At 61.1% G+C, this 23,617-nt stretch carries 23 protein-coding genes and 3 pseudogenes; 10 read left to right on the forward strand and 16 right to left on the reverse strand.

The features are described from left to right. Positions 1 to 90 precede the first annotated feature (90 nt). The 7 genes and pseudogenes from N5C18_RS07055 to N5C18_RS07085 form a co-directional block, all read right to left on the reverse strand. Positions 91 to 615 (reverse strand): annotated as a pseudogene (locus N5C18_RS07055) (DUF3422 family protein); the annotation flags it as partial. Between the two features lie 181 nt (positions 616 to 796). After that, the gene (locus N5C18_RS07060; protein ID WP_024957960.1) at positions 797 to 1,195 is read right to left on the reverse strand and encodes a VOC family protein; all 399 of its coding nucleotides are present in this window, start codon (positions 1,193 to 1,195) and stop codon (positions 797 to 799) included. A 43-nt stretch (positions 1,196 to 1,238) separates the two neighbouring features. Continuing rightward, positions 1,239 to 2,348 (reverse strand): S-(hydroxymethyl)glutathione dehydrogenase/class III alcohol dehydrogenase, encoded by a 1,110-nt coding sequence (locus tag N5C18_RS07065; RefSeq protein WP_024957959.1) that lies wholly within the window; start codon positions 2,346 to 2,348, stop codon positions 1,239 to 1,241. Positions 2,349 to 2,407: 59 nt separating this feature from the next. Further along, a complete protein-coding gene (locus N5C18_RS07070; protein WP_050426966.1) occupies positions 2,408 to 2,680 on the reverse strand; it encodes a metal-sensing transcriptional repressor in 273 nt (90 codons plus the stop codon). Continuing rightward, a complete protein-coding gene (locus tag N5C18_RS07075; protein WP_024957958.1) occupies positions 2,617 to 3,507 on the reverse strand; it encodes a carbon-nitrogen hydrolase family protein in 891 nt (296 codons plus the stop codon). The genes N5C18_RS07070 and N5C18_RS07075 overlap by 64 nt, the downstream gene beginning before the upstream one ends. After that, positions 3,504 to 4,112, reverse strand: a complete 609-nt coding sequence (locus tag N5C18_RS07080; protein ID WP_024957957.1) for a GNAT family N-acetyltransferase — start codon at positions 4,110 to 4,112, stop codon at positions 3,504 to 3,506. The genes N5C18_RS07075 and N5C18_RS07080 overlap by 4 nt, the downstream gene beginning before the upstream one ends. A gap of 1 nt (position 4,113) precedes the next feature. Further along, a complete protein-coding gene (locus N5C18_RS07085) occupies positions 4,114 to 4,521 on the reverse strand; it encodes a ketosteroid isomerase-related protein (protein WP_024957956.1) in 408 nt (135 codons plus the stop codon). A gap of 154 nt (positions 4,522 to 4,675) precedes the next feature. Between N5C18_RS07085 and N5C18_RS07090 the strand changes: the two genes are divergently transcribed. After that, positions 4,676 to 5,581, forward strand: a complete 906-nt coding sequence (locus N5C18_RS07090) for a LysR family transcriptional regulator (protein WP_024957955.1) — start codon at positions 4,676 to 4,678, stop codon at positions 5,579 to 5,581. Between the two features lie 96 nt (positions 5,582 to 5,677). On the opposite strand, the gene N5C18_RS07095 is transcribed toward N5C18_RS07090, so the two are convergent. Next, positions 5,678 to 6,307 carry an IS30 family transposase gene (locus N5C18_RS07095; RefSeq protein ID WP_024957954.1) on the reverse strand — a complete coding sequence of 210 codons (630 nt, stop codon included), beginning with the start codon at positions 6,305 to 6,307 and terminating at the stop codon, positions 5,678 to 5,680. 168 nt (positions 6,308 to 6,475) lie between these two features. Here N5C18_RS07095 and N5C18_RS07100 point away from each other — a divergent pair, with 168 nt between their 5' ends. After that, the gene (locus N5C18_RS07100) at positions 6,476 to 7,219 is read left to right on the forward strand and encodes an SDR family oxidoreductase (RefSeq protein ID WP_033835953.1); all 744 of its coding nucleotides are present in this window, start codon (positions 6,476 to 6,478) and stop codon (positions 7,217 to 7,219) included. 160 nt (positions 7,220 to 7,379) lie between these two features. Here the strand turns inward: N5C18_RS07100 and N5C18_RS07105 are convergent. Further along, a pseudogene (locus N5C18_RS07105) lies at positions 7,380 to 7,544 on the reverse strand (LysR family transcriptional regulator); the annotation flags it as partial. Positions 7,545 to 7,688: 144 nt separating this feature from the next. On the opposite strand from N5C18_RS07105, the gene N5C18_RS07110 reads away from it, so the two are divergent. The 3 genes from N5C18_RS07110 (at position 7,689) to N5C18_RS07120 (ending at position 11,219) form a co-directional block, all read left to right on the forward strand. Then, positions 7,689 to 8,678 (forward strand): zinc-dependent alcohol dehydrogenase family protein, encoded by a 990-nt coding sequence (locus tag N5C18_RS07110; RefSeq protein ID WP_279944146.1) that lies wholly within the window; start codon positions 7,689 to 7,691, stop codon positions 8,676 to 8,678. A gap of 417 nt (positions 8,679 to 9,095) precedes the next feature. Beyond that, positions 9,096 to 10,574: a SulP family inorganic anion transporter gene (locus tag N5C18_RS07115; RefSeq protein WP_257470757.1), complete on the forward strand. Its 1,479-nt coding sequence runs from the start codon at positions 9,096 to 9,098 to the stop codon at positions 10,572 to 10,574. A 111-nt stretch (positions 10,575 to 10,685) separates the two neighbouring features. Continuing rightward, positions 10,686 to 11,219, forward strand: coding sequence for an arsenate reductase ArsC (locus tag N5C18_RS07120; protein WP_072167338.1), 534 nt, complete (start codon positions 10,686 to 10,688; stop codon positions 11,217 to 11,219). Here the strand turns inward: N5C18_RS07120 and N5C18_RS07125 are convergent. The 4 genes from N5C18_RS07125 to N5C18_RS07140 are packed head-to-tail and all read right to left on the reverse strand — an operon-like array spanning position 11,180 to position 14,209. Further along, positions 11,180 to 12,265 (reverse strand): ArsO family NAD(P)H-dependent flavin-containing monooxygenase, encoded by a 1,086-nt coding sequence (locus N5C18_RS07125; RefSeq protein WP_033834879.1) that lies wholly within the window; start codon positions 12,263 to 12,265, stop codon positions 11,180 to 11,182. The genes N5C18_RS07120 and N5C18_RS07125 overlap by 40 nt on opposite strands. 33 nt (positions 12,266 to 12,298) lie before the next feature. Further along, positions 12,299 to 13,357 carry an ACR3 family arsenite efflux transporter gene (gene arsB / locus N5C18_RS07130; protein ID WP_033834878.1) on the reverse strand — a complete coding sequence of 353 codons (1,059 nt, stop codon included), beginning with the start codon at positions 13,355 to 13,357 and terminating at the stop codon, positions 12,299 to 12,301. Between the two features lie 20 nt (positions 13,358 to 13,377). Continuing rightward, positions 13,378 to 13,869, reverse strand: a complete 492-nt coding sequence (locus N5C18_RS07135) for an arsenate reductase ArsC (protein WP_279944147.1) — start codon at positions 13,867 to 13,869, stop codon at positions 13,378 to 13,380. A gap of 25 nt (positions 13,870 to 13,894) precedes the next feature. Next, a complete protein-coding gene (locus N5C18_RS07140) occupies positions 13,895 to 14,209 on the reverse strand; it encodes a metalloregulator ArsR/SmtB family transcription factor (protein WP_024957946.1) in 315 nt (104 codons plus the stop codon). Positions 14,210 to 14,248: 39 nt separating this feature from the next. Here N5C18_RS07140 and arsH point away from each other — a divergent pair, with 39 nt between their 5' ends. The 3 genes and pseudogenes from arsH (at position 14,249) to chrA (ending at position 16,660) form a co-directional block, all read left to right on the forward strand. Beyond that, positions 14,249 to 14,989 carry an arsenical resistance protein ArsH gene (gene arsH, locus N5C18_RS07145; protein ID WP_024957945.1) on the forward strand — a complete coding sequence of 247 codons (741 nt, stop codon included), beginning with the start codon at positions 14,249 to 14,251 and terminating at the stop codon, positions 14,987 to 14,989. Then, positions 14,986 to 15,403, forward strand: a pseudogene (arsC, locus tag N5C18_RS07150) (arsenate reductase (glutaredoxin)). The gene arsH and the pseudogene arsC overlap by 4 nt, the downstream one beginning before the upstream one ends. Positions 15,404 to 15,457: 54 nt before the next feature. After that, entirely contained in the window at positions 15,458 to 16,660 is a 1,203-nt protein-coding gene (chrA, locus tag N5C18_RS07155; RefSeq protein WP_024957944.1) for a chromate efflux transporter, read from the forward strand. Positions 16,661 to 16,778: 118 nt separating this feature from the next. Here chrA and N5C18_RS07160 read toward each other — a convergent pair whose 3' ends face one another. The 3 genes from N5C18_RS07160 to N5C18_RS07170 all read right to left on the reverse strand — a co-directional run bounded on the left by N5C18_RS07160 (position 16,779) and on the right by N5C18_RS07170 (position 20,118). Continuing rightward, on the reverse strand, positions 16,779 to 17,951 hold the full coding sequence (locus tag N5C18_RS07160; protein WP_257470758.1) for a serine hydrolase domain-containing protein: 1,173 nt from the start codon (positions 17,949 to 17,951) through the stop codon (positions 16,779 to 16,781). A gap of 169 nt (positions 17,952 to 18,120) precedes the next feature. Then, positions 18,121 to 19,236, reverse strand: a complete 1,116-nt coding sequence (locus N5C18_RS07165; protein WP_050426964.1) for a serine hydrolase domain-containing protein — start codon at positions 19,234 to 19,236, stop codon at positions 18,121 to 18,123. Positions 19,237 to 19,749: 513 nt separating this feature from the next. After that, the gene (locus N5C18_RS07170) at positions 19,750 to 20,118 is read right to left on the reverse strand and encodes an H-NS histone family protein (protein WP_049461414.1); all 369 of its coding nucleotides are present in this window, start codon (positions 20,116 to 20,118) and stop codon (positions 19,750 to 19,752) included. 298 nt (positions 20,119 to 20,416) lie between these two features. Here N5C18_RS07170 and N5C18_RS07175 point away from each other — a divergent pair, with 298 nt between their 5' ends. Together N5C18_RS07175 and betT are read left to right on the forward strand one after the other, a co-directional pair. Then, positions 20,417 to 21,514, forward strand: a complete 1,098-nt coding sequence (locus N5C18_RS07175) for a hypothetical protein (protein ID WP_033834877.1) — start codon at positions 20,417 to 20,419, stop codon at positions 21,512 to 21,514. A gap of 51 nt (positions 21,515 to 21,565) precedes the next feature. Next, positions 21,566 to 23,545, forward strand: coding sequence for a choline BCCT transporter BetT (betT, locus tag N5C18_RS07180; protein ID WP_033834876.1), 1,980 nt, complete (start codon positions 21,566 to 21,568; stop codon positions 23,543 to 23,545). Positions 23,546 to 23,617: the final 72 nt, after the last annotated feature.

A 23,617-nucleotide genomic window follows, 5' to 3' on the forward strand; every position in this document is an offset into this window, starting at 1 on the left:
TGTCCAACGCCGTGGGCTCTTTGTCGGCAATCGCAAGCATGATGATGCGAGAGCCGCGGTAGCCGATGCTGTGGTTCCATACCCAGCTCAAAGCGACGCTGAGCCGTTCTCCACCAGCGAGTAGCACAGGCTGGCAGGATCGAAGCGATCGACCTCCTTCTCCGTTTCCTGCGTCCACGGAAGAAGTCTCAAACGGATGCCGGATACGACCGGGCCGGGAGGAACAAATCCATGCTTGAACGGATTTTCGCCGCACGGCTCTCCCGTCTCGGAATCCAGCGAAGCGCACCAGAGATACGTCGAGAACTCGGTGTGCTTTTCGCAGTGCAGGTCTCCTTCATCCCATGTCACGCCGTGAAGCGGCGTAGCATGGTCGGGTTCGGCAACGCCGAAGCGATGGGACAACTCGCTCATCGCCATCTGATCCCTGGCCTGGTCGCCTTCGGTCATGAAAGCGAGCTGCAATATGCCGCGGGGGGCCTGAATCAACAGATGCGGGCGCGCGTGCACTTCACCCGCGGCGGCAGCACGATCGGTATAGGCCGGCATGCCGTACACGGTGGCGGTCGCAGTGGGGTGTACGGTCGTCGTATTGATGTTGGCCGGCTCTTTCACAACGACCTCATTTCTTCTTGGTGAAAAAACACGCTTCAAAGCAAATGCCCGCAGCCATGCGTTTGGCACATGGCTGCGGGCCATCTTCATGAGCGGGCACCGCTCTACACGGTCCGTCCAATAGGCTGGCCGTCTAGAGGCTTGTGCTGGCCTTTTCAGAACGCCCTCAGCTTCCGGGCTTTCAGACGAAGGTGTACGCGCAGACCTTGTTGCCCGCCGGATCACGCAGGTAGGCCGCATAGGCACCCGGCAGGTGGCCACGCGGGCCGGGCTGGCCCTCGTCGGTACCGCCTGCGGCAAGGCCGGCGGCGTGGAAGGCGTCCACTTCGGCGGGAGTGGCGGCCGCAAAGCCGACCGTCACGCCGTTGCTGGAAGACGCTTCACCATTGCCCGGACGGGCGATGATGAAAGCCGGCTTTTCGCGACCGAAAAGCACCCATCCGTTGCCGAAAGGACCGAGGTTCTTGATGCCGAGAGCACCCAGAGCGGCGTCATAGAACGCGGTCGACTCCTGGAGGTCGGCGGCGCCGACGAAGACGTGCGAGAAGATGCCGTCGCCGGAAATGACAGGATTGGACATGGTTGATTTCCTTGGTGGCTGATGTTGAATGGATAGTGGGTGATCAGTAGTGGATCACCGTGCGAATCGACTTGCCTTCATGCATCAGGTCGAAGGCCTTGTTGATGTCGTCCAGGCCCATGGTGTGGGTGACGAACGGGGCGAGATCGATCTCGCCTTTCATTGCGTCTTCCACCATGCCGGGAAGCTGAGTGCGGCCCTTGACCCCACCGAACGCCGAACCCTTCCAGGTGCGACCGGTGACCAACTGGAACGGGCGGGTCGAAATTTCCTTGCCAGCACCAGCCACGCCGATGACGATCGACTGGCCCCAGCCGCGGTGGGCAGCTTCCAGAGCCGAACGCATCACGTCGACGTTGCCGATGCACTCGAAGGTGTGATCGACACCCCAGCCGGTCATCTCGATCAGAACCTCGTGAATCGGCTTGTCGAAGTCCTTCGGGTTGAGACATTCGGTCGCGCCGAAGGTACGAGCCAGTTCGAACTTCGCCGGATTGGTATCGATGGCGATGATGCGCCCCGCTTTGGCCTGGCGTGCACCTTGAATCGCAGCCAGACCGATGCCGCCGAGGCCGAAGATGGCCACCGAGTCGCCGGGCTGTACCTTGGCCGTGTTGTGCACGGCACCGATGCCGGTGGTCACGCCGCAGCCCAGCAGGCAGACGTGCTCGTGGTTGGCGTCCGGGTTGATCTTGGCCAGCGAGACTTCGGCGACGACCGTGTATTCGCTGAAGGTCGAGCAGCCCATGTAGTGGTAAACCGGCTGACCGTTGTACGAGAAGCGAGTCGTACCATCGGGCATCAGCCCCTTGCCCTGGGTTGCGCGAACCGCGACACACAGGTTGGTCTTGCCGGACTTGCAGAACAGGCACTCGCCGCATTCGGCGGTGTAGAGCGGAATGACGTGATCGCCAGGCTTCACGCTGGTCACACCTTCACCCACCTCCACGACGATACCCGCACCTTCATGACCCAGCACGACCGGGAAGATACCTTCGGGGTCCTCGCCCGACAGGGTGAAGGCGTCGGTATGGCAAACGCCGGTATTCGTGATCTTGATGAGCACCTCGCCCTTGCGTGGTGGCTCGACGTCGATCTCGACGATTTCCAGCGGCTTTCCTGGCCCGAAGGCTACTGCTGCACGTGATTTCATGATGTCGCTTCCTTTACTGCCTAACTGAATTTGCCCTCATCGAGGGCACCCTGGTGCCTCTATCGCAGATAGGAGCGGACGATAGAGATGGTCTCGTCAATGGACTTGTTCTGCGAATCGCTCCTGATTTCGCTACTGGGAAATTCTTCCCGCAGATAGCTCTCCAGAACGGTTTCCATCCATCCGTTGACTGCTCCACGAACGGCCGCAAGCTGCTGAGCAGCTGCAGGGCATTGCGCACCTGCATCAAGCGCTTGCTCAAGAGTCGCTAGGCGACCTGATGACCCGAGTGGCGAGCTTTCCGCAGTGCAGGCAACATCTGTCCGTCCCAGTCACGATCGACCGCAACCTGGGCCTGTTCTTGGTTTCGTTCCAGTGCCTCAACGTCAAGATCACTGATCGCCCATGTCTGCGTGCCGCAAGTAGTCGCGAGAATGCCGTCCTCGGGGAATCCACGATCCATGGGTGCATAGATCGTGGCCTCGCCAGTGTTCGTGTCCAGCGCCGGACTCCAGTCAGCGGCTCCCGTCGTCACGGCCTGTGCGACGAACATCCGGTTCTCCAGTGCCCGCGCCATGCAGCCCACACGAACCCGGGTTGCACCTGCCCTCGTGTCCGTACAGCTCGGGACCAACAGCAGGCGTGCACCCGCCTCTCGCTGGGCTCGCACGGGCAATGGAAACTCACTGTCGTAGCAAACAGCGATGCCGGCACGCACGCCATTCAGGTCGAACACCTTGAGTTCGTCGCCCCCCTCGATGACGCCAGTGTCTTTCTCGAACCCCGTCAACTGCAATTTGTCCTGGTAATCACGCGTGCCGTCCGGCGCAAACCACCACGCGCGGTTGCGATAGCGATCCGGTCCAACCCGGGTCAAGAACGTACCAGCCTGAATGGTCATGCGCAGCTCGCGCGCCAGGTCGGTGTACAGGTCCAGCCACGCAGGCTGCAAGGCCTGCAGCGCGGCCAGCGAGGCGTTGAAATCCTGGCGGATGCCAGGCTCGAACATCGCAGCCAGTTCGAGGGACAGATATTCGGGCAACACGGCCAGTTCCGCTCCGGCACGGCTCGCCTCCTCCAGAACCTGCCGCTGCCGCGCTGCGAATGCCTCGAAGTCCGTGGGCTGACCCACGGCGTATTTCGCAACTGCTACTTTCATTTCGCGTTCTCCAGGGGGCGCAGCCACATCGTGAGCGTCTGCTCGGTTTCGCTCGGCTCACCCACCTGTTTCCAGGGCAGCGTAACCTTCATGTCCGACTGCCGCACGTAGCCACGACGGGTCCAGAAGGGATCATTACTGCGGTAGTTGGAAGGACGCCGGGGATCGTCGTCTGCTCGATCCACCGACGCGAACGATGTCCACTGCATGCCCCCCAACGAACGGGCATGCGCTTCGCGTTCGTCAAAGAAGCGATGGCCCAGGCCAAGGCCCCGGAAGGCCGGAAGCAGGACTGATTCGCCGCAGTAAAACACTGTCTCCATCGGGATTCCTCGATCGGCGAACGGCACGTGGAAGGCCGGCTCCGCATCGCCGAGCGGCAATCCCGTGGACGCACCCACGACCACGTCATCAGCGAGCGCGAGTACCAGCAGGCTGTCTGCCGAACGGGCGTACATAGCGAGGTAGTGCTTCTCGTATTCGGTGTCGCCCTCGTACAGGTAAGGAAAGCTGCGGAAGACGCTCGCCCGCAGGCCTGCCACGGCATCGAACCATTCGGCAATGTCCGGACCACGACGAACCAGCACCTGCACGTCGCTGGTCATCTCAGGCGTCCCCTCCAACCTGTGCGATCCAGTCGCCGAGGTTGTAGTAGTTGGTGACACGAGCGATCTTGCCATCGCGGATGTCGAAGAACGCGCCACCCGGCAGCACGTAACGCTGGCCCTTGGCTTCCGGCAGCCCGTCGTCCGTCACTTTGTATTCGCCATGCACCACGTACTCCGCGCCTGCGCGCAGGCCGTCGGCGCTGACCATCACCACGATCCCGCGCAGTTGCTCGCCATAGCAGCGGTCCATGCGCTGCAGGAAGGCGCGGAAGGCTTCGCGACCGACCTCACGAGCGCCCTGGTTCAAGTCGTGCGCGACGTCATCGGTCAACATGGACAGCATGGCCTCGCGGTCGCCGCGGTTGAAGGCGTCGTAGTAGGCAGTGATGAGAGTGGCAGCGTTCATTCGCGTTCCTTATTGGGTTGTTCGGAGCGGAGCATTCCGGGGTGCTGTTAGTCTGGGCAACCGCTCCCCGCTTGTATATGGAATTGTTTCGATTTTATAATTTCACAATCTGGAACAATCAACGAGCAGCAGAACCGGCCATGAGGCGTGCGTCATGAACAAGGAAATGGAACTACTGCGTATCTTTCGGGTGGCGGCCGAAAGCAGCAGTTTTCGCGATGCGGCCGCCCGGCTGGGGACTTCTCCGCAAGGTGTAACCCGTGCCATCCAGCAACTGGAGCAACACTACGGCGAGGTGTTGTTTCATCGAAGCACGCGCCAGGTGCGCATCACCGCCTTCGGCGAAGGGCTGCTAGACCGAGTGCGCCCCGCATTGGAGCAGTTCGAGGATCTGTGGCGAACGCCTGGCTCCGACCAGCAGGCCTCTCTGTCCGGTACGGTTCGCATCACCGCACCGCACAGCCTGGGCACCAGAGCGGTGCTACCGGCACTGGAGCGCGTGGCCGAGCGTCATCCGGGCATCACGCTGGATGTGCGCCTGTCCGATCGCATCAGCAATACGGTTGACGAAGGGATTGACGTCGGGATCAGGGTCGGATTCATGCGCGATAGCCGCTTCGTCGCACGCAAGGCCGCCGACATGCGACTCCCCATCGTTGCCGCTCCGCGCCTGATCAAGAAAGTGGGCGTACCTGCAAAAATCGATGCGCTAAGCAGCCTGCCAGTTACCGTGGCCTTGGATATCAATACCGGCCGTCCCTGGCCTTGGCACTTCAAGGCGGGACGCCAGTGGACACCTACCGCACCCACTCTCGTCGCCGACAATGCCGACATGGAAATGGGAGCGGCGCTGGCCGGGATCGCGTTCGCGCAACTGGCGGACTACATGGCCGCCCCCTACATTGCCAGCGGGAAGCTCGTGCAAGTGCTGGAGAACGAAGAACCTCCGGCATGGGGGTTGTACGTCTATCGGCCTCAGCGTGGCCCAATTCCGGGAAGGGTTCGAGCGGTATTTGATGAAATGCTGGTCGCCGTTGGATCGTTGCCAGCTTTGCCCTGACGCGTCGCAAGACTCTGTAGGGCACACACCTTGAAAAGCGGGGCACTGAAGCTCGGTGGCTCACCCCTCCGGTTGAATGGTAATCCCCCGGCGAATTCAACGTTGAAGTGCAATGTGGTTGGGGTTGAAGAATACCTCGCTTGGGGTTAGGTAGCCGAGCCTCTTTCTGGGCCTGTCGTTGAGACGATCCTCGGCGGCTTGTAGCTCTTCCATGGTGATGGTCGAGAAGTCGCGGCTGCGCGGGAAATACTGTGGCAGCAGGCCGTTGAGGTTCTCGTTGCAGCCGCGTTGCCACGGGCTGTGCGGATCGGCGAAGTAGATCGCAGCCTTGAGTGATCTCTCCAGCCTGCGGTCCTCGGCGAACTCGCTGCCTCGATCGAAGGTGATGGTGTGGATGTAGTCGGCCAGCCGATCCATGCGGCACTCGATGGCTTGCGAGACGGCATCGGCGGTGCCGTCCGGACTCCAGGTCAGGCGCACGAAGCCGCTTCGCCGCTCGACCAATGTGATCACCGCGCCCGTGCCGCGTGCGGGACGCACCGAGTCGCCTTCCCAGTCGCCAATGCGGCTTCGCTCGGCGACTTCAGGCGGTCGAGCCTGAATCGGCTTGCGGTCGGCGAAGCGGCCCGTGCGGCGCTGGCCGTAACCGCGACGCCGCTTCGGTTGCCGCAAGTGCGAGTGCAAGCCGAGCTCGCGTGCATACCGGTAGACCGTCGTGTGGCTCACCTTGCCGGCTTTGAGCGGTTAAGCATGTTGCCCTCCTATTTGTTCCATATTCAGGAATAGCTTAATCCAATAATTTCCATTTATTGAGATCAATCATGGGGCTAAGATTTGTTCACTGCCAGGTTAATCAGCCATGGCGAAATACAAACCCGCCGATGAGGTTCTCACATGAGCAATAACATTTCTGGAAAAGTTGTCGTTATCACCGGCGCCAGCAGTGGCTTGGGTGAAGCGACTGCACGCCACCTTGCTGCGCTTGGCGCGCGCGTAGTGCTGGCCGCACGCCGCAAAGATAAACTCGACGCATTGGTGACTGAGCTGACCAATGCAGGTGGTCAGGCAATCGCGTATCAGACCGATGTCACCTCTCAGGAAGAAGTCAAAGCGCTCATTCAAGGTACCGTGGACACCTACGGGCGCATTGATGTACTGGTCAACAATGCCGGGCTGATGGCGATTGCACCGCTCAGTGATGCTCGCACTGACGAGTGGGATCGCATGATCGACATCAACATCAAGGGGCTGCTGTACGGAGTCGCGGCTGCATTGCCGGTCTTCCAGAAACAAAACAGTGGCCACTTCATCAACATCGCATCGGTTGCAGGCCTGAAGGTATTCAGCCCTGGCGGCACGGTGTACAGCGGCACCAAGTTTGCTGTACGGGCCATTTCCGAAGGACTGCGTCACGAAGTCGGTGGCAGCATTCGCACCACGACTATCGAACCGGGTGCTGTGGACTCCGAGTTGAAATTCGGCAGCACCCACCAACAGAGCCGCGATTTCGTGGTGGACTTCTACAAGCATGCAATTCCCGCTCAATCCGTCGCTCGGGCTATCGCCTTCGCAATTGAGCAGCCTGCTGAAGTGGATATTAACGAGATCGTTCTGCGCCCAACGGTGCAGGAATTCTAATGAGCTTAGGGCCTGCCGCTTCGGCGTCAGGCCCCGCTTATATCGAGTGAAAAGCTGTGTGAATCGCCCCCTGGTTCTGTAGTTACCAGATAACCGCGTTTGGCCGGTTTGAGTTTGTTGCATCAGATGGGTGTCGGCCAATAGCCGCCATTGTGTTCCCGGTGAGGCTTTGCCTGCGCGTAGTCCGATGCAGCAAGGAAACCCCCAGGTGTTGTTCGAGCATTTTTACCTGCTTTCCCACCAACTGAGGGGATAGGTTGAGGTCATCCGCAGCAGGGCTGAATGATCCCAGCTCTGACGAACGTAGCCATCTGGGTCGGGCGATCCATTAAAAACTCTCTGTTTCAAATATTACGTCATAGTAGGCCTTTATCCGCTACCAACCAATGATTACATTTTATTCACTCTTCGATTAGCCGCAGACCTTTCCTGCGCACTTCGAAGCCCATTCAAAAACGAGGTATCCGCAATGGCACGCATTGTCAGAATCCATGAATACGGTGACGCCAGTGTTCTGAAGCTGGAAAATTTGGACGTATCGGCACCGGCGGCAAACGAGGTGCAGATTGGCGTCAAAGCGATTGGCTTGAACCGAGCCGAGGTGATGTTTCGCAATCACGCATACCTACAGGAAGCCGAGTTCCCTAGCCGCCTGGGCTACGAGGCCGCAGGCATCGTGGTTGCAGTGGGTAGCGCAGTAACCGGGATCAAGGTGGGTGATGCAGTCGCTCTCATCCCGCCTCTGGACATCGCCCGTTGGGGCACCTACGGAGAGCTGGCCAATGTACCTGCTCATCTGGTGGTGAAGAGCCCCGAGAGGTTGTCCTTTGAAGAGGCTGCTGCGTCCTGGATGCAGTACGTCACCGCCTGGGGTGCACTCATCGAGCAGGCCAAACTCGGGCAACACGACTTTGTCCTTGTCACCGCGGCATCAAGCAGTGTCGGTCTGGCTGCCTTCCAGATAGCACGCATGGTCGGCGCCACACCAATTGCAATCACGCGAACCCGTGCGAAGAAACAGGCCCTTCTGGATGCTGGTGCCGCGTATGTGATCGTGAGTGACGAAGAGGATATCGTCGAGCGCGTGATGGAGATAACGGCCGGACAAGGCGCCCGCGTTGTGTTCGACCCGGTTGGCGGGCGGTCCTTCGAGCCCCTCACGCAGAGCATGGCCCGAGGTGGCATTCTGCTGGTATACGGTGCACTCAGCTCGGAACCGACGCCATTCCCGCTGTTTACCGTGCTGGGCAAAAGCCTAACCCTCAAGGGCTATCTCTATGCAGAAATTGTGGCCGACCCAGGAGTCCTTGAACGTGCCAAGGCGTTTATTCTGCAGGGGCTGGAGTCTGGAGCACTGAGCCCGATAATCGCCAAGACCTTCCCTCTGAGTGACATCCAGGAAGCCCATCGTTTCCTTGAGGCCAATCAGCAGATTGGAAAGATCGTGGTGACAGTCTAATCGCCATTTCTGGGGCTGAGAGCAGAATCTTTCGGCCCCAGTTCAACCCGTCCAACTGACCGCTTTTGGCCGATAGCGGACATAGGCCCCGCGGCGAATGTCCACCTCTTCTTTGGCGATTCGGTCAGAGCTCAATTCAATCTGATCAACTGCCTACCAGCTTGTCGACTTCGCCTGCGAAATGATCTTGGGATCTGGGAAGCTACCCTTGAGAATGCACCGATGCGACCGCGATGCCGGCCGGATTTCCCCTCAGGCGCTATGCAAGTCTACAATATACCGTCAAGTACCCAACGGATCGGCTAGCGATGACTCCACCCTGACGCTTGATTGAAGAAGCGACCCAGACACATAGGTCTGGAAGGGTGCCTGTTTCTTTCGTTTGGCGCGCACGGCTGTGCGCGGAGATCATTTTCTATGTCTGCAATTTATCCCCTGCGCCAGCAATGGCTCGGTAACATCCGTGGTGACCTGCTGTCGGGCATTGTCGTTGCGCTAGCCCTGATTCCTGAGGCAATCGCGTTTTCCATCATCGCCGGCGTCGACCCAAGGGTAGGTTTGTATGCCTCGTTCTGCATCGCCGTCATCACCGCCATCGCCGGTGGCCGCCCTGGCATGATCTCGGCTGCGACCGGCGCCATGGCGTTGGTGATGGTCACGCTGGTGCGCGAGCACGGCATTCAGTATCTGTTTGCCGCCACCATCCTGGCCGGCGTCCTGCAGATGCTGGCCGGCGCCCTGCGGTTGGGCTCGCTGATGCGCTTTGTGTCGCGCTCGGTGGTGACCGGATTTGTGAATGCACTGGCGATTCTCATTTTCATGGCGCAGCTTCCCGAGCTCATCGGCATGCCGTGGATGGTGTATGCGATCTGTGCTGTGGGTCTGGCAATCATCTACCTGCTGCCGCTGCTGACCAAAGCCGTTCCTTCGGCATTGGTGGCGATCGTGGTTCTCACGGCCGCTTCCATGTATTTCGGCTTCCAGGTACGCACCGTAGGCGACATGGGGGCGCTGCCTGACAGCCTGCCGTCGTTCCTGATTCCGGATGTGCCATTCACCTGGGAAACACTCCAGATCCTGCTGCCGGTTTCGGCGACTTTGGCGGTCGTTGGCTTGTTGGAATCGCTGATGACCGCGCAGATCGTCGAAGACATGACCGATACCCCGAGCCAGAAGAATCGCGAATGTGCGGGCCAAGGCTTGGCTAACACCGTAACGGGCTTCTTTGGGGGCATGGCAGGCTGTGCAATGATCGGCCAGTCGGTGATCAACATCACTTCCGGTGGCCGGGGCCGTCTCTCGTGCCTTGTGGCCGGCGTGGTTTTGCTCCTTCTGGTTGTTTATGGGTCAAACCTGGTGAGTCAGATTCCAATGGCCGCACTGGTCGCAGTGATGATCATGGTCAGCATCGGCACCTTCAGCTGGCGCTCGCTGCGCGAGCTGGCCATTCATCCCAAGAGCTCTTCGGTCGTGATGATTGGCACGGTCATCGTGACCGTGGCTACCCACGACCTCGCCAAAGGCGTGTTGACAGGCGTGATCCTGTCGGCGGTGTTCTTCACCCGCAAGGTCGGCAAGATGCTGATCATCGACGACACCCAGGTCGAGACCGACTCGCGCGTCTACGTTGTGAAGGGGCAGGTGTTCTTTGTGTCTTCTGGACAGTTCGTGAGTAGCTTCAACTATCTGGATGTCCCCAAGGAGGTCATCATCGATCTGAAGGACGCCCACTTCTGGGACGTGACCGCCGTTGATGCGCTCGACCGGGTAGTGATGAAGCTGCGCGAGCACGGCGCGACCGTTGAGGTGTTCGGTCTCAACGATGCAAGTGAGACCTTGGTAGACCGCTTGGGAAAGCATCGTACGCCAGGCGCCACACGGTCGTCGGGTCATTGAACAGATGAGCGAAGCGGGCACCGAGGGGTGCCCGCTTCCTTTTCGGCAGTCATCGAGTTGACATATGGCAAGGCAATACTTCGATTATTCTAGATAAATGGTTGCGATGACATGCGTCCCCTGAATGTTCTGTTCCTTTGCACAGGCAACTCGGCGCGCAGCATTCTTGCCGAAGCACTGGCCAGCCATTTAGGGCGCGAACGTATCCGCGCTTACAGTGCGGGCAGTCATCCCAAGGGCGTAGTTCATCCGGTGGCCCTGCAGGTGCTCTCGGAGATTGGCTTCGACGTTGCCGGACTGTCGAGCAAGCCGTGGGATGCATTCGCAGGTCCGGAAGCACCGCAGATGGATCTCATCGTAACGGTGTGCGATCGTGCCGCGGGTGAAGCGTGTCCCGTGTGGCCGGGCCACCCGGCTACCGCCCACTGGGGCATCCCCGACCCGGCCGCAGTGCAGGGCAGTGCTGATCAGGTCCATAAGGCGTTCCTGAGCACGCTTCACCAGCTCCAGCACCGTCTCGGATTGCTGTTGGCGCTTAAGCCTGAAGCGCTGGACCGCATGGCCCTGCAATCGCAGGTGCGGGCGCTGGGCAATGGCGCCGAGGCTCACGCGCCAGATAACACCGGAGAAGCCTCCCCGATGTAGTCGCTGATCTGCCTTACTGCCTCGCGCGCGTATCGGGTCACCCCGATCAGCGTGGCCGATGCTGCGCCATTCCAGTCGCCATAGCCGAGCAGCCAAACCGATGGCGCTGCGACCGACCGAACCTGGGTGTCATCCACGTCGATCCGACCACGAGCGTTGACAATGCCCAGTCCTTCCAGGTGCGACAATACCGGCCGGAAGCCGGTGCACCAGATCACCGCGTCGAAGTTGCGTTCGCTGCCATCTGCCCACTGCATGCCGGTGGCGGTGAAACGGACGGGTGGCGGCATGGAGACCAGTACACCGCGGCGCCGTGCGTCCACCACCGGCGGCACCATCACGATGTCGCCAAAACCATCCCGCTGAATATCCGGCTCACGTCCTTCCTGCTGAGCCCTCCACTTCTCGGTTGCGCGTGCGAACAGAACGCGCCCGTCGACATCGTCGGCCAGGAAGGCTGGCGCCCGCTGGGTGATCCACGTGGTCTTGGCCACCTTGGAGACCTCGGCCAGAATCTGTGCGCCTGAGTTGCCGCTGCCGATGATGGCCACGCGCATTCCGGCGAAGGGTTCGGGATGGCTGTAGTGGGCCGAGTGCAGCTGCACGCCGCCGAAAGCGTCCAGACCTTCATATCCGGGCGTGCAGGGATGCCGCCACGTACCCGTGGCGCTGATCACTGCACGTGTCTGCCACTGCCGGCCGTCATCTGCTTCCACCCGCAGCCGGCTCCCCGAGCGGCTGATGCGTTTCACCTGCACGGGACGGATGACGGGCAGCGCATACTTATGCTCGTAGCGCGCGAGGTAGTCGAGCACTTCCGCCTGCGACGGGCACGGTTCCCGGGTAGCAGGCATCGGCCAACCGGGAATCGAGCTCCAGCCCGCCGGCGAGAACAGATGCAGGGATTTCCACGCATGCTGCCACGCCCCGCCAGGTGACGTTTCGGCATCAAGAATCACATAGGACAGCCCGCTGCGACGCAGGAAGTAGCCAGCCGAAAGACCCGCCTGGCCACCTCCGATCACCACGACATCGACGCTGTCCATCGGGACTTCCTCATGCTGCAGCACCTAGGCGATTCAGCGGCTCCGTGCATCGGCAGGAAAGTAGCTTTTGCCCAGGCGCAGGGCGACGTGGACCAGCAGAATCAGCACGGGCACTTCCACCAGCGGGCCGATAACAGCCGCGAAGGCTACCGGGGAAGCCAGCCCGAACGCCGCGATCGCCACGGCGATGGCCAGTTCGAAGTTGTTGCCTGCTGCGGTGAACGCGATCGCGGTGGTGCGGGGGTAGTCTTTGGCGATCAGCTTGCCCATGAAGAAACTGATGACGAACTGGATGATGAAGTACAACGTCAGCGGGATCGCGATGCGTACCGCGTCCATCGGAATCCTCAGCACATCGCCTCCCTTCAGGCTGAACATCGCCACGATGGTAAACAGCAGTGCGGCGAGGGTTACCGGGCTGATGGCGGGCAGGAACGTCTCTTCATACCATTGCACGCCCTTGCGCGCCTTCAACCATCGGCGGGTGAGGAAGCCCGCCAGGAACGGGATACCAAGGTAGATCAGAACAGCCTCGGCGATGGTCCAGAAACTGACATCGATGACGCTGCCCTGCAGACCGAACACCGGCGGCAACCAGGACAGGAAGAACCACGCATAGACGCTGAACAGCGCAATCTGGAAGATCGAGTTGAATGCCACCAGCCCGGCGACGTACTGGCCGTCACCGCGGGCAAGCTGATTCCAGACCAGCACCATGGCGATGCACCGTGCCAGCCCGATCAGGACCAGGCCGGTCATGTACTCGGGGTAATCGCGCAGGAACAGCACGGCCAGGCCGAACATCAGGAACGGACCGACGATCCAGTTCTGCAGCAGCGAGAGCATCAGTACCCGTTTGTCGGCGAAGACCCGCGGCAGTTCCTCGTACTTCACCTTGGCCAGCGGCGGATACATCATCAGGATCAGACCAATCGCGATCGGGATGTTGGTCGACCCTATGGAGAGGCTGTTCAACGCGCTGGGTACACCTTCGAACAACGCCCCCATGCCGACGCCGAGCGCCATGGCGGCGAAGATCCAGAGCGTGAGATACCGGTCCAGGAAGGACAGGCGGGAGGTATCAGTGGTCATGGGGATTTCCGGAAAGACGGTCAGTTGATCTGTGCGATCGGGTCGAGCCGGGCCTTGAGGGCCTCGCTGTCATCCCAGACGCTGTCTGAGATCTCCAGAAACGCCTTCAGGCGCGCCTTGATGATCTGGTGCGCGCGATCGAACGCTTCGGCTTTCTGTCCGTCCGAGCCTTCAACGCCGGCCGGATCGAACAGGCCCCAGTGCACCCGTACAAAGTCGCCGAACACTACCGGGCATGCCTCGGCCGCCGCGCTGTCGCAGACGGTGACGATCAGATCCATCGGCGCGGCATCCGCTTCGGCGAACTCGTCCCACGACTTGCTGCGAAGGCCGTCCACCGGGAAACCCTCGCGCTGCAACTGAGCAATGGCTAACGGGTTGACGCGGCCGGCCGGCTGGCTGCCGGCGCTGAAGGACTCGTAGCGGCCTTGGCCCCACTTTTTCAGGGTCGATTCGGCCAACACGCTGCGAGCGGAATTACCGGTACACAAGAACAGGACGCGACGGGTCATCTGAGCGATCTCTAAGGTGGGTTGGTCAGCAGCCAACGGGTCGTTCGCAGGCCTGTTCGTCGGCACAACAGTTCTCCGTGAGATAGGCCACCAATGCGGTCATCGCCTCGAACTCGGCCCGGTAGCAGATCGTCCGACCATGTTGCTCGGCGCTGATCAGGCCCGCAGCCAACAGTTCCTTCAGGTGGAAGGAGAGCGTGGCACCAGGCAAGCAGAGCGTCTGGGCAATGTCACCGGCCAGCTTGCCGCCGCTGCCGGCCTGTACAAGCAGGCGGAAGATCGACAGGCGGGTGGCGTGGCCCAAGGCAGCAAGAGCGTGGGTTGCAGCGTTATGTTCCATGATTCTAGAATAATAGAATCGATTCCGTAGGACAACCCCGTGCAGCAGATCCCCAACTTGGTCCCAGGTGCCTTGGACATCCCGACGGCCACCAAGCTCAACGACCCGGCCGCGCAGCCGCACCGCCCGCGCATCCTGATCCTGTACGGGTCGCTGCGACCTCAGTCGTTCAGTCGCAAGCTGGCGCTGGAGGCGCAGCGGCTGCTGGAACAGCTCGGGGCGGAAACCCGCCTGTTCGATCCACATGAGCTGCCGATGCTTGACTCGGTGCCAGCCACCCACCCAAAGGTGCAGGAGCTGCGCCAGGCCTCGCTGTGGTCGGAGGGACACGTGTGGGTCAGCCCGGAACGCCATGGCACCCTTACCGCGGTATTCAAGAACCAGATCGACTGGCTGCCACTGGAAGAGGGCAGCGTGCGCCCCACCCAAGGCCGCACGCTGGCCGTGATGCAGGTCTGCGGCGGTTCGCAGTCGTTCAACGTCGTCAACGCGCTGCGTGTGCTCGGCCGGTGGATGCGGATGGTGACGATCCCCAACCAGTCCTCGGTCGCCAAGGCCTGGCAGGAGTTCGACGACGAAGGTCGAATGAAACCCTCGGCGTACTACGATCGCGTGGTGGACGTCATGGAGGAACTGGTCAAGTTCACCCTGCTGGTACGTGGGCGCACCGACTACCTGGTGGACCGTTACAGCGAGCGCAAGGGGGCCATCGAGGCGGCGGCGCTCGCGGCCGCTGCAGGGGTGGTGGAAACTGTTTTGAACGAGGAGGAAAGTGCGTGAACGCGGTCATCTACCACAACCCCAAGTGCGGCACCTCGCGCAACACCCTGGCGATGATCCGCTTCGCCGGGATCGAGCCGGAAGTGATCGACTACCTGGCCCACCCGCCCAGCCGCGCGCGCCTGGTCGACCTCATCAGGGCCGCGGGCTTGAGCGTGCGCGACGCCCTCCGGCAGAAGGGCACTCCTTATGACGAGCTGGCACTGGGCGATGCGGCACTGAGCGACGACGCGCTGCTTGATGCCATGCTGGCGCACCCAATACTCATCAATCGTCCTTTCGTGCAAACCGATAATGGCACGCGCCTGTGCCGCCCTTCCGAACTGGTGCTGGATCCTGCCGAAGCTTCCCGGACCATTCCGGAAGGAAGATGGAGAGTTGGTGGCCGAGCACAGGGGAAGCCCGGCGACCTAGTCTGGGTGCTGGGCCGGGCTGGCCGCCTTTGAGAACAACCGGAGATCCTGCCCCATGCCGACGCTCCATCCCGCAAAAAGCGAAAGTGCGTGGCGTGTCTTCCTGGTGTTCCTACGACTGGGACTGACCTCGTTCGGCGGCCCGATCGCCCATCTGAGCTACTTCCGCCTCGAGTTTGTCGAGCGCCGCCGGTGGCTGACGGACCGTAGCTACTCGGATCTGGTGGCCTTGTGCCAGTTACTGCCAGGCCCAGCCAGCAGCCAGGTTGGGATGGCGCTGGGCTTGGCTCGCGCCGGCTGGCTTGGCCTGCTGGCCGCCTGGGCAGGTTTTACCCTGCCATCGGCCGTACTGATGATCCTGTTCGGATTTGGCGTTGCTCGATACCAAGGCATCCTCGAATCCGGTTGGCTGCATGGCCTGAAGATCGTTGCAGTTGCCGTGGTGGCGCAGGCTGTATGGGGAATGGCCCGGACCCTATGCCCGGACCGCCTGCGGGCAGGGATGGCGCTTGTCGCCGCCGTATTGACGCTAGCACTGCCCTCGGTCTTCGGCCAGATGGTGGTGATCATCTGCAGCGGCCTGCTCGGTCGCTGGGCGCTGAAAATCGAGCCTGCCCAGGGCCAGTTCGCTTGCAGCTATCCCGTCTCGCGAAGAACGGGCTCGGTAGCGCTGATGCTGTTGGTGCTGCCGCTTGTTCTGCTGCCTGTGTGGGTGGTGGCTAGTGGCTCCCCGTTGGCTGTGCTGTTGGAGGGGACGTACCGTGCTGGTGCCTTGGTCTTTGGCGGCGGCCATGTCGTACTGCCGTTGCTGCAGACCGCGGTTGTCCAAAGCGGCACGGTGACCACTGCGGATCTGCTCGCTGGGTACGGTGCGGCGCAGGCGGTGCCAGGCCCTCTCTTCACTTTCGCGGCGTACTTGGGAGCCCTGGCCAAGGGGCCGCTGGGTGGCTGGCTTGGAGGCCTTGTGCTGTTGGCAGTCATTTTCCTGCCAGCCTTTCTTGTGCTCGTGGGGGCGCTGCCGTTCTGGGAGGCCCTGCGCCACCGAAAGGCTTTGCAAGCTTCGATTGCTGGCGTCAACACCGGGGTGGTCGGGATTCTGCTGGCTGCGTTGTACAACCCGGTGTGGACGAGTGCGATCCATGACCGATGGGATGCCGCGATGGCGCTGGTTGCGTTCGGGCTACTGGCCCTCGCGCGTACACCGCCGATCTTGGTTGTGTTGCTGGCTGCCATGACGACCTGGGCCCTGCCACGGTAACGCCGCCAGGTCAATCAGGCGCGCCTCTGCAGCACAATATAACGTCTGCTTCTGGCCAGCAGCGGTCATTCACAATCCCTCGGTCAAGTCGAGTCGCAGGACGCGAACGTGACAGGCCCTAGCTAGAGATGTTATCTCGCGCGGCTATTCTCTCGACCAGTGTATTGATCGCCGCCTCCATGGCGTGGGCAGTCTTGTCGCCGCTCTGGTTGGTGATGACGAAAATGCCAAGGTCATACTTCGGCATGATGTAGATATAGCACTGCGAGCGGGGCACACCACCATGATGGGCATAGTAGGTGCCCTTCAAGCGGTCGCCGCCGACGATGTTCCAGAAATAGCCGATGCTGAACTCGGAATCGAATTCGACAAGAGTACGGTGTGATTCCGTCACGACGGGCCCACCGGCCAGCTGGAACTTGAGGAACTTCACCATTTCCGGAACGGTCGCCTTTACGTTCCCCGATGCTCCCCAAGGCAACTCCGGCATGGGCGAGGTCGGTACCGCGTTGTCACTGTGGTAGCCGACCGCAAGCCGGGGCGCCTCAGCATCGCCCAGCCTGATTCTGAGGTCCGCCATTGCCGCGGAATCGCGGAAGAATTCGCGTAACAGCGACTCATAGTCGCTCTTGTAAACCGTCTCCAGAATATGCGCCGCCAGTTGGGTTCCAGCACTGGAGTAGGCGTAATCCTTTCCGGGCACCTGGTGAATCTCGACGGCATGCAGGTCCCTGAAGAAATCCGCCTTGCCATAGCCGGCGTAAATGGCATTGAGTTCACGAGGCGTACGCTGATCGGTGAAGTCCGCGAGCACCGTGTTCGCGCGTTCCGGCAACATGTTCGGAAGACCGCTCGTATGCGACAGCAGGTGACGGATGCGGATGGGGTCGCCCTTGTACTGCAGGTTCGGATAATTGCCGTGCAGATACTTCCGGACATCGTCGTCCAGCCCCAGCCTGCGCTCCAGGACGGCATTGGCCATCAGGGTCCCTGCCATGGTCTTGCTCAACGAACCGATTTCGTAGAGGGTCGCGTCGGTCGGAGGGCTCAGCCTGCCGGCTTCCATGTTGCCGCGATGACGGACGAATTCCTGGCCCCGATATACGACTGCGATCGAGGTTGAGTGGAGCAACGGCTGCTGTATCAGTGTTGCGGCCACCTCATCGAGGTCCGCCCCGAGATCCTTTGCCGGCACATGCTCGCCCTTGCAGCCGGCAGCCAAGAACACGACGGACAATACGAAGTAGTTGAGCCACCGCCCCTTTCGAACAATCCTCGAAATCGCTTGCATGCGTCTGTGCTTGAAGGGTTTTGGCAAGAACTCTCAAGATAGCCGAACACCGAGGGCCGCACACCTGTCCCTGTTCTCGCGGCGGCCGCCCCTGGCGCCAGCCAGAAGGTGTGCGTGTGGACGTCCGCTTCGTGCCGAAAGCACACGTCGTCCCGGAGCTTCGTCGGCATCAATGGGTGGAGTCGTTCGCCCGCGACTGGTAGAACTCGCCGATGCGTCGAACAAACCGCTGCGGGTTCGCACCGGCAAGATTGGTCAGCACGATCACGGCCAAGTCTTCATCCGGGTAGACGACGAATGCCGCGCGGGCACCGCCAATGCCTGCGACCTGGCGCGGGCGATCAGCCTTCAAAACCGGCCAGCCTAAGGCCCAATCGCTTTTCGCCCCGCTGTTCAGTGGCTCTTGCTGCCACATGCGCTGGACATGTGCATCATCAATCAACTGGTCCTGCGACAGCGCAATGATCCAGCGCGACAGCTCTTCGGCCGTCGTCTGGATTCCGCCACCCGCCCACAGGCTGTAGGGCATTTCATAAATCCAATGCGACAGGCGCTCACCATCGTCCGGTGCCAGCGAGCCCCGCGGCGACCAGCTGTAGATCGTGGCGGCTCCGGCAACCAGGTCATAGCTGTCACCGAACGTGGTAGAGGGCATGCCCGCCACATCGAACTGTCGCTGCGTCACGAATCGCTCGTATGGTTGCCCGCTCAACTTGACGATGATCCGCGACAGCAGGCCGTAGTTGGTCTGGTTGTACGAGAACTGTTCGCCTGGCGATACCTCAAGAGGCCGAGCCTCGACCGCGCTCCATGCCTCCGGCTCCGTCGCACCGCCAAAGGCCCCCTGCGAGTCGATGATCTCCGGAAGGCCTGATGTATGCCCCAGCAGCTGCCGGATCCGCACCCCACGCCAGGTCGCGGGCACATCGTCCAAATAGCGTGACAAGGGGGCGTCCAGATCCACCCGTCCGTCCTGGACCAGTTGCATCATGGCTACGCCGGTGAACGACTTGGTGGCCGAGTTGATCGGGAACAGCGTCTTGCCGGTAACAGGCACCCGGTTCTCGACATTGGCGAACCCGTAGTTCTCCAGCAGCACTACTTTCCCGTTTTGCACCACTGCCAGCTGGAGGCCCGGAATCCGCTGCTTCTGCATGGCCTGCTGGATGAAGGCCCTGGCCTTGCTGTTGGCTTCCTTAAGAGAACCGGCCGCAAGCGCCTGGGCTGGAAGCCATGCCGACAGGGCAACGGTCAGCAAGGCGGTGCGCAAGAGTGCAGGCAGCATGGATTTCCCTGGGCCAGGTCGTCTGGAAAATGGATTGGCGAGTGCCGACGGAACCGATGCCGGCCGGCAACCCTAGGCCCAGGCACCCGGGCACGACAGTGCAAAGAGTCATGCTCACAATGGAGTTGGCTGAATGGTCCGGGGGAAGTTAGGTGAGCCCGCGCATCGGCGGCCCGCTCGGCATGGGGCTGATCGGGCTGCCTGACGCCCGGAGCGGTTGCACGCCACACGCATGGCCCGGGCAGCGTCGAATCCCCGCTAGGAATCGGATCCTGCCAGATCGGACGGCAGCTGTCGGCCAGAAGTGGATACTGCAATCATTGCTGCCTGAGCCCACTCTCCAAAGGCAAGGGGAGCGCCTGCTGTTCGCCCGCTGTCACATCAACTGCGACTAGCTGAAATCTTTGATCGCCTACCTGGCAGGGCATTCCGCGCACCAGCATCCTGTTCGATCTGATGACTAATGATTCTCAGGACTTGCTGCGGTACCGGTGTGCGGCTACCTCGCTATCACTACTTGATCAGGAAGTCATTCAGTGATTTTCCGCTTGCTACCAGCTCGGCTATCCATCGCGGTTGCCGCCCTCGACCGGACCACGTCTGGCCGCGCACTGCAGGATTGCGGTACTTGGGAGCGATCTTGGGCACTGTCGATTTGGCAGGCCTCCGATCACCTCGCTTCTTGGCGGTTTCGGAGGGCACGATCACTGAAGCGCCGTAGAGTTCCTCTATCGTGTATCCATGATCCTTGACGTACTTGTTGATCTTGGCGCGCATCGCTGTGGCCTTAGGGCGTGACAGCACTTTGGACTGCTGCTTCTCCGCCTGAGCAATCAGTGAGCGAAGTTCCTTGGCAGAAAGGCCGCTGATATCAATAGTCATGAATTCTTCCCCGATGTCGAGGCCCTAGCCTATTCTCAAATGACATTGCGTGTCACTCCATGTCCACTATGAGTCGCTCAATCTCAGGATCGACTACTAAGAAGTTTATCGTGTTAGCTACTCTCTCACTGCACATGATTTTCACGTGGCATATGGACCTGAGGACTAAAGATGCGCCGTGAGTGATTGCTGTGGTCCCGCCAAGAATTCTTTGAGATCGCCAGTTTGAGGCATTGGATGAATCGACGTTAGACTCAAGCGCTTTCCGTAGCAGATCAGGGAGGCAAGGCGCATAACCGTGAGATCAATTCCCTTCATTGTCGCTGCCGCGTTGGCGGGAACTTCGCTGGCTGCAGAGGCTTCTGAGGATAACCTCCATAGAGATCCTTACTTTGATCCAGGAGGCGCCGTCAGGTTCAACTATGGCTGGCTCGACTACGGGCCGACCAGCCGCCTGCAGCTTGAACTGCTGCGTGCAGACCTTGACGCTGGAACCGGACCGTTTTCCTTCTCTGCCCAATACCGCTGGTACGATGGCTTCGACGCCGTGCATCACGCCTACGCGGGCTGGCAGTTCTCCGATGCTACCCAGCTCAAGGCAGGTATCCAGCAAGTCCCGTTCGGGCTGCTCCCTACCGTTTCGCAGAGCTTCTGGTTCGGCTCCGGCTACTACTTGGGCATTGAGGATGATTACGATCCGGGCCTTGTAGTGATTCACCGCACCGGCAGCACGACCTGGCATCTCGGCTGGTTCTCCGGAGACGAATACGGGTCCGGGGCTCGCTATGATCGCTACTCCTTTGATGTCGCGCAGACCGAGGCGTTGCCGTATCGTGAGCGGCAACGACTGCATGCACGCGTGGAGCGCGCGCGCGCCTGGGGCGGCGGCGAGCTGTTGCTGGGCGCATCAGCGTTTGCTGGCAAGGTGCAGAACACTCAGACACGGCGTCACTACGGTCATCAGGGCGCGGCCCTCCACGCACAGTGGCAGCGCGATGGTTGGACCGCGCAGTTGCAGTGGGCGCGGTACCGGTATGCCGTGCCCGGAGATCGCATCGCAATGTCGGCGTTCCAATCCCCCTTCCAGGTTGCAGCGCAGGCGGATGTGCCAAGCGCCAACATCGCCTATTCGTTCGGCCAGAAGGGCTGGCTGGATGACATCACCTGCTATAACAACCTCAGCATGACCCGCCCGGTCGGGCACCGCGCGGGCCTTCGTGATTCGTGGCAGAACGTGACCGGTTGCAGCCTGCAGAAAGGCATCATGCTCACCTATGTCGACTGGATCGCTGGCCGCAACATGTGGTTTGCCGGTGGTGATGGTATCGGCATCGACGAGGGAGGTCCTTCCCGCTGGCATTCACGGCTGAACTTCAACATCGGCTTCTACTTCTGATCGGCCTCGCGCAAGCCAGAGGCTTCTTCACCCAACAACACGGAGGTATCCATGCAGAGCACGGCTCCGCAACATCCCCCCGTTCGCCAGCGGATCCTTCCGCAGGTGTTCATTCCCACGGCAGCCATCGTCATCGCGCTGCTGGCGCTTGCTGCCATCGCGCCCGATATAGCCACGCGGTGGTTCACCGCGGCCAAGTCATGGGCTGCCAATGATGCAGGCTGGTTCACCATCCTTGCGGTGGCCGGCTTCCTGGTCTTCGTCGTCGGCGTCGCCATCAGCAGTTACGGCCGCATCAAACTCGGCCCTGACCACAGTACGCCGGACTACAGCTACGGCTCCTGGTTCGCCATGTTGTTCGCTGCCGGCATGGGCATCGGTCTGATGTTCTTCGGCGTTGCCGAGCCCATCATGCACTACGCCACGCCGCCGGTCGGCTCGCCCGAGTCGGCCGCAGCTGCCCGCCAGGCCATGCGCATCACCTTCTTCCACTGGGGCATCCACGCATGGGCGATCTACGCAGTGGTAGCGCTGTCGCTGGCGTACTTTGCCTACCGGCACAATCTCCCGCTGCGTGTCCGATCCGCACTGTATCCGCTCATCGGCGATCGTATCCACGGCCCGTTGGGGCATGCTGTAGACACGTTCGCCGCGCTGGGTACCATCTTCGGCCTGGCCACCTCGCTGGGGCTGGGCGTCATGCAGATCAACGCCGGCCTGAACTACCTGTTCGGCCTGGAGGTCAGTACGCTCGTCCAGGTTGGCTTGATCACCGTCATCACACTGGTGGCGACCGGCTCGGTCGTGGCTGGCCTGGACAGCGGCGTACGCAGGCTGTCCGAGCTCAACATGATCCTGGCGGCAGCGTTGCTGGCCTTCGTGCTGGTCTGTGGACCCACCGTGCACCTGATGCAGGCACTGGTGCAGAACACCGGCATGTACGTTTCCCAGCTGTTCTCGATGACCTTCAACCTTTATGCCTACGAACCCACGGGTTGGCTGGGTGGCTGGACGCTGTTCTACTGGGGCTGGTGGATTGCCTGGTCGCCCTTCGTTGGCATGTTCATCGCGCGCATCTCACGTGGACGCACTGTCCGTGAGTTCGTGGTGGGGGTGTTGCTTGTGCCGCTTGGCTTCACATTCCTCTGGATGACCATCTACGGCAACACCGCGTTGCACATGGTGCGGGCGGAGGGCATCCAGCAGTTGGTGCAGGCGGTCTCAACCGACAGCTCGATGGCGCTCTTCGAGTTTCTGGAGCACCTGCCGCTGACCATGCTGACCTCTTCGCTGGCGGTCATCCTGGTTGCGCTGTTCTTCGTAACCTCAGCGGACTCCGGTGCCCTGGTAATCGACATGCTTACCTCGAAGGGTGAGCAGGAATCGCCGGTCTGGCAGCGGATCTTCTGGGCGCTGCTGGTCGGCGGCCTTGCGATTGCCCTGCTGGTGGCCGGCGGCTTGGAATCATTGCAGGCGGCCACCATTGCCAGTGCGTTGCCATTTACGATCGTCATGATCCTGATGTGCTGGGGACTGCTGAAGGCCATGCATCTGGATGCAACCAAGCGCTCGATCCTGCGCGAGGCACGTATCTTGCCGGGTACCAGCGAGGATTGGCGGGCGCGCCTGCGCCTGCTGGCGCACAATCCGTTGAAGATCGAGGTGACCGGCTTCATCGAGCAGCGTGTCATCCCAGCATTGGAAGAGGTTGCGGCTGAGCTGCGCAAGCAGGATCTGCCGGTCCAGGTCTCCAAGGGGGAGGATGGTCGTGCGTGGCTGCAGGTTGGCCATGGCGAGGAGATGGACTTCTTCTACTCGGTACGGCCCCAGCCCTATGAGCCGCCGACGTTCGCCCTGCAGGATCCCCGTCGGCCGGTCAGCGAGGGTACCCGTCATTACCGTGCGGAGGTCTATCTGCGGGAGGGCGGGCAGGACTACGACGTCATGGGATGGACCAAGGTTCAACTCATCCACGATGTGCTCGATCAATACGAGCGCCACCGTCAGTTCCTGGACAAGGTGCGCTCGTAGAATCTGCACACAGATGCCGCCCGGAGTAGCGGCATCTGCCTTGGGTCGGGCATGACCCTGCGTTGACGTGGC

It is taken from the genome of Stenotrophomonas sp. GD03930 (genome assembly GCF_029839665.1).
In the GTDB taxonomy this organism is placed as follows: domain Bacteria; phylum Pseudomonadota; class Gammaproteobacteria; order Xanthomonadales; family Xanthomonadaceae; genus Stenotrophomonas; species Stenotrophomonas forensis.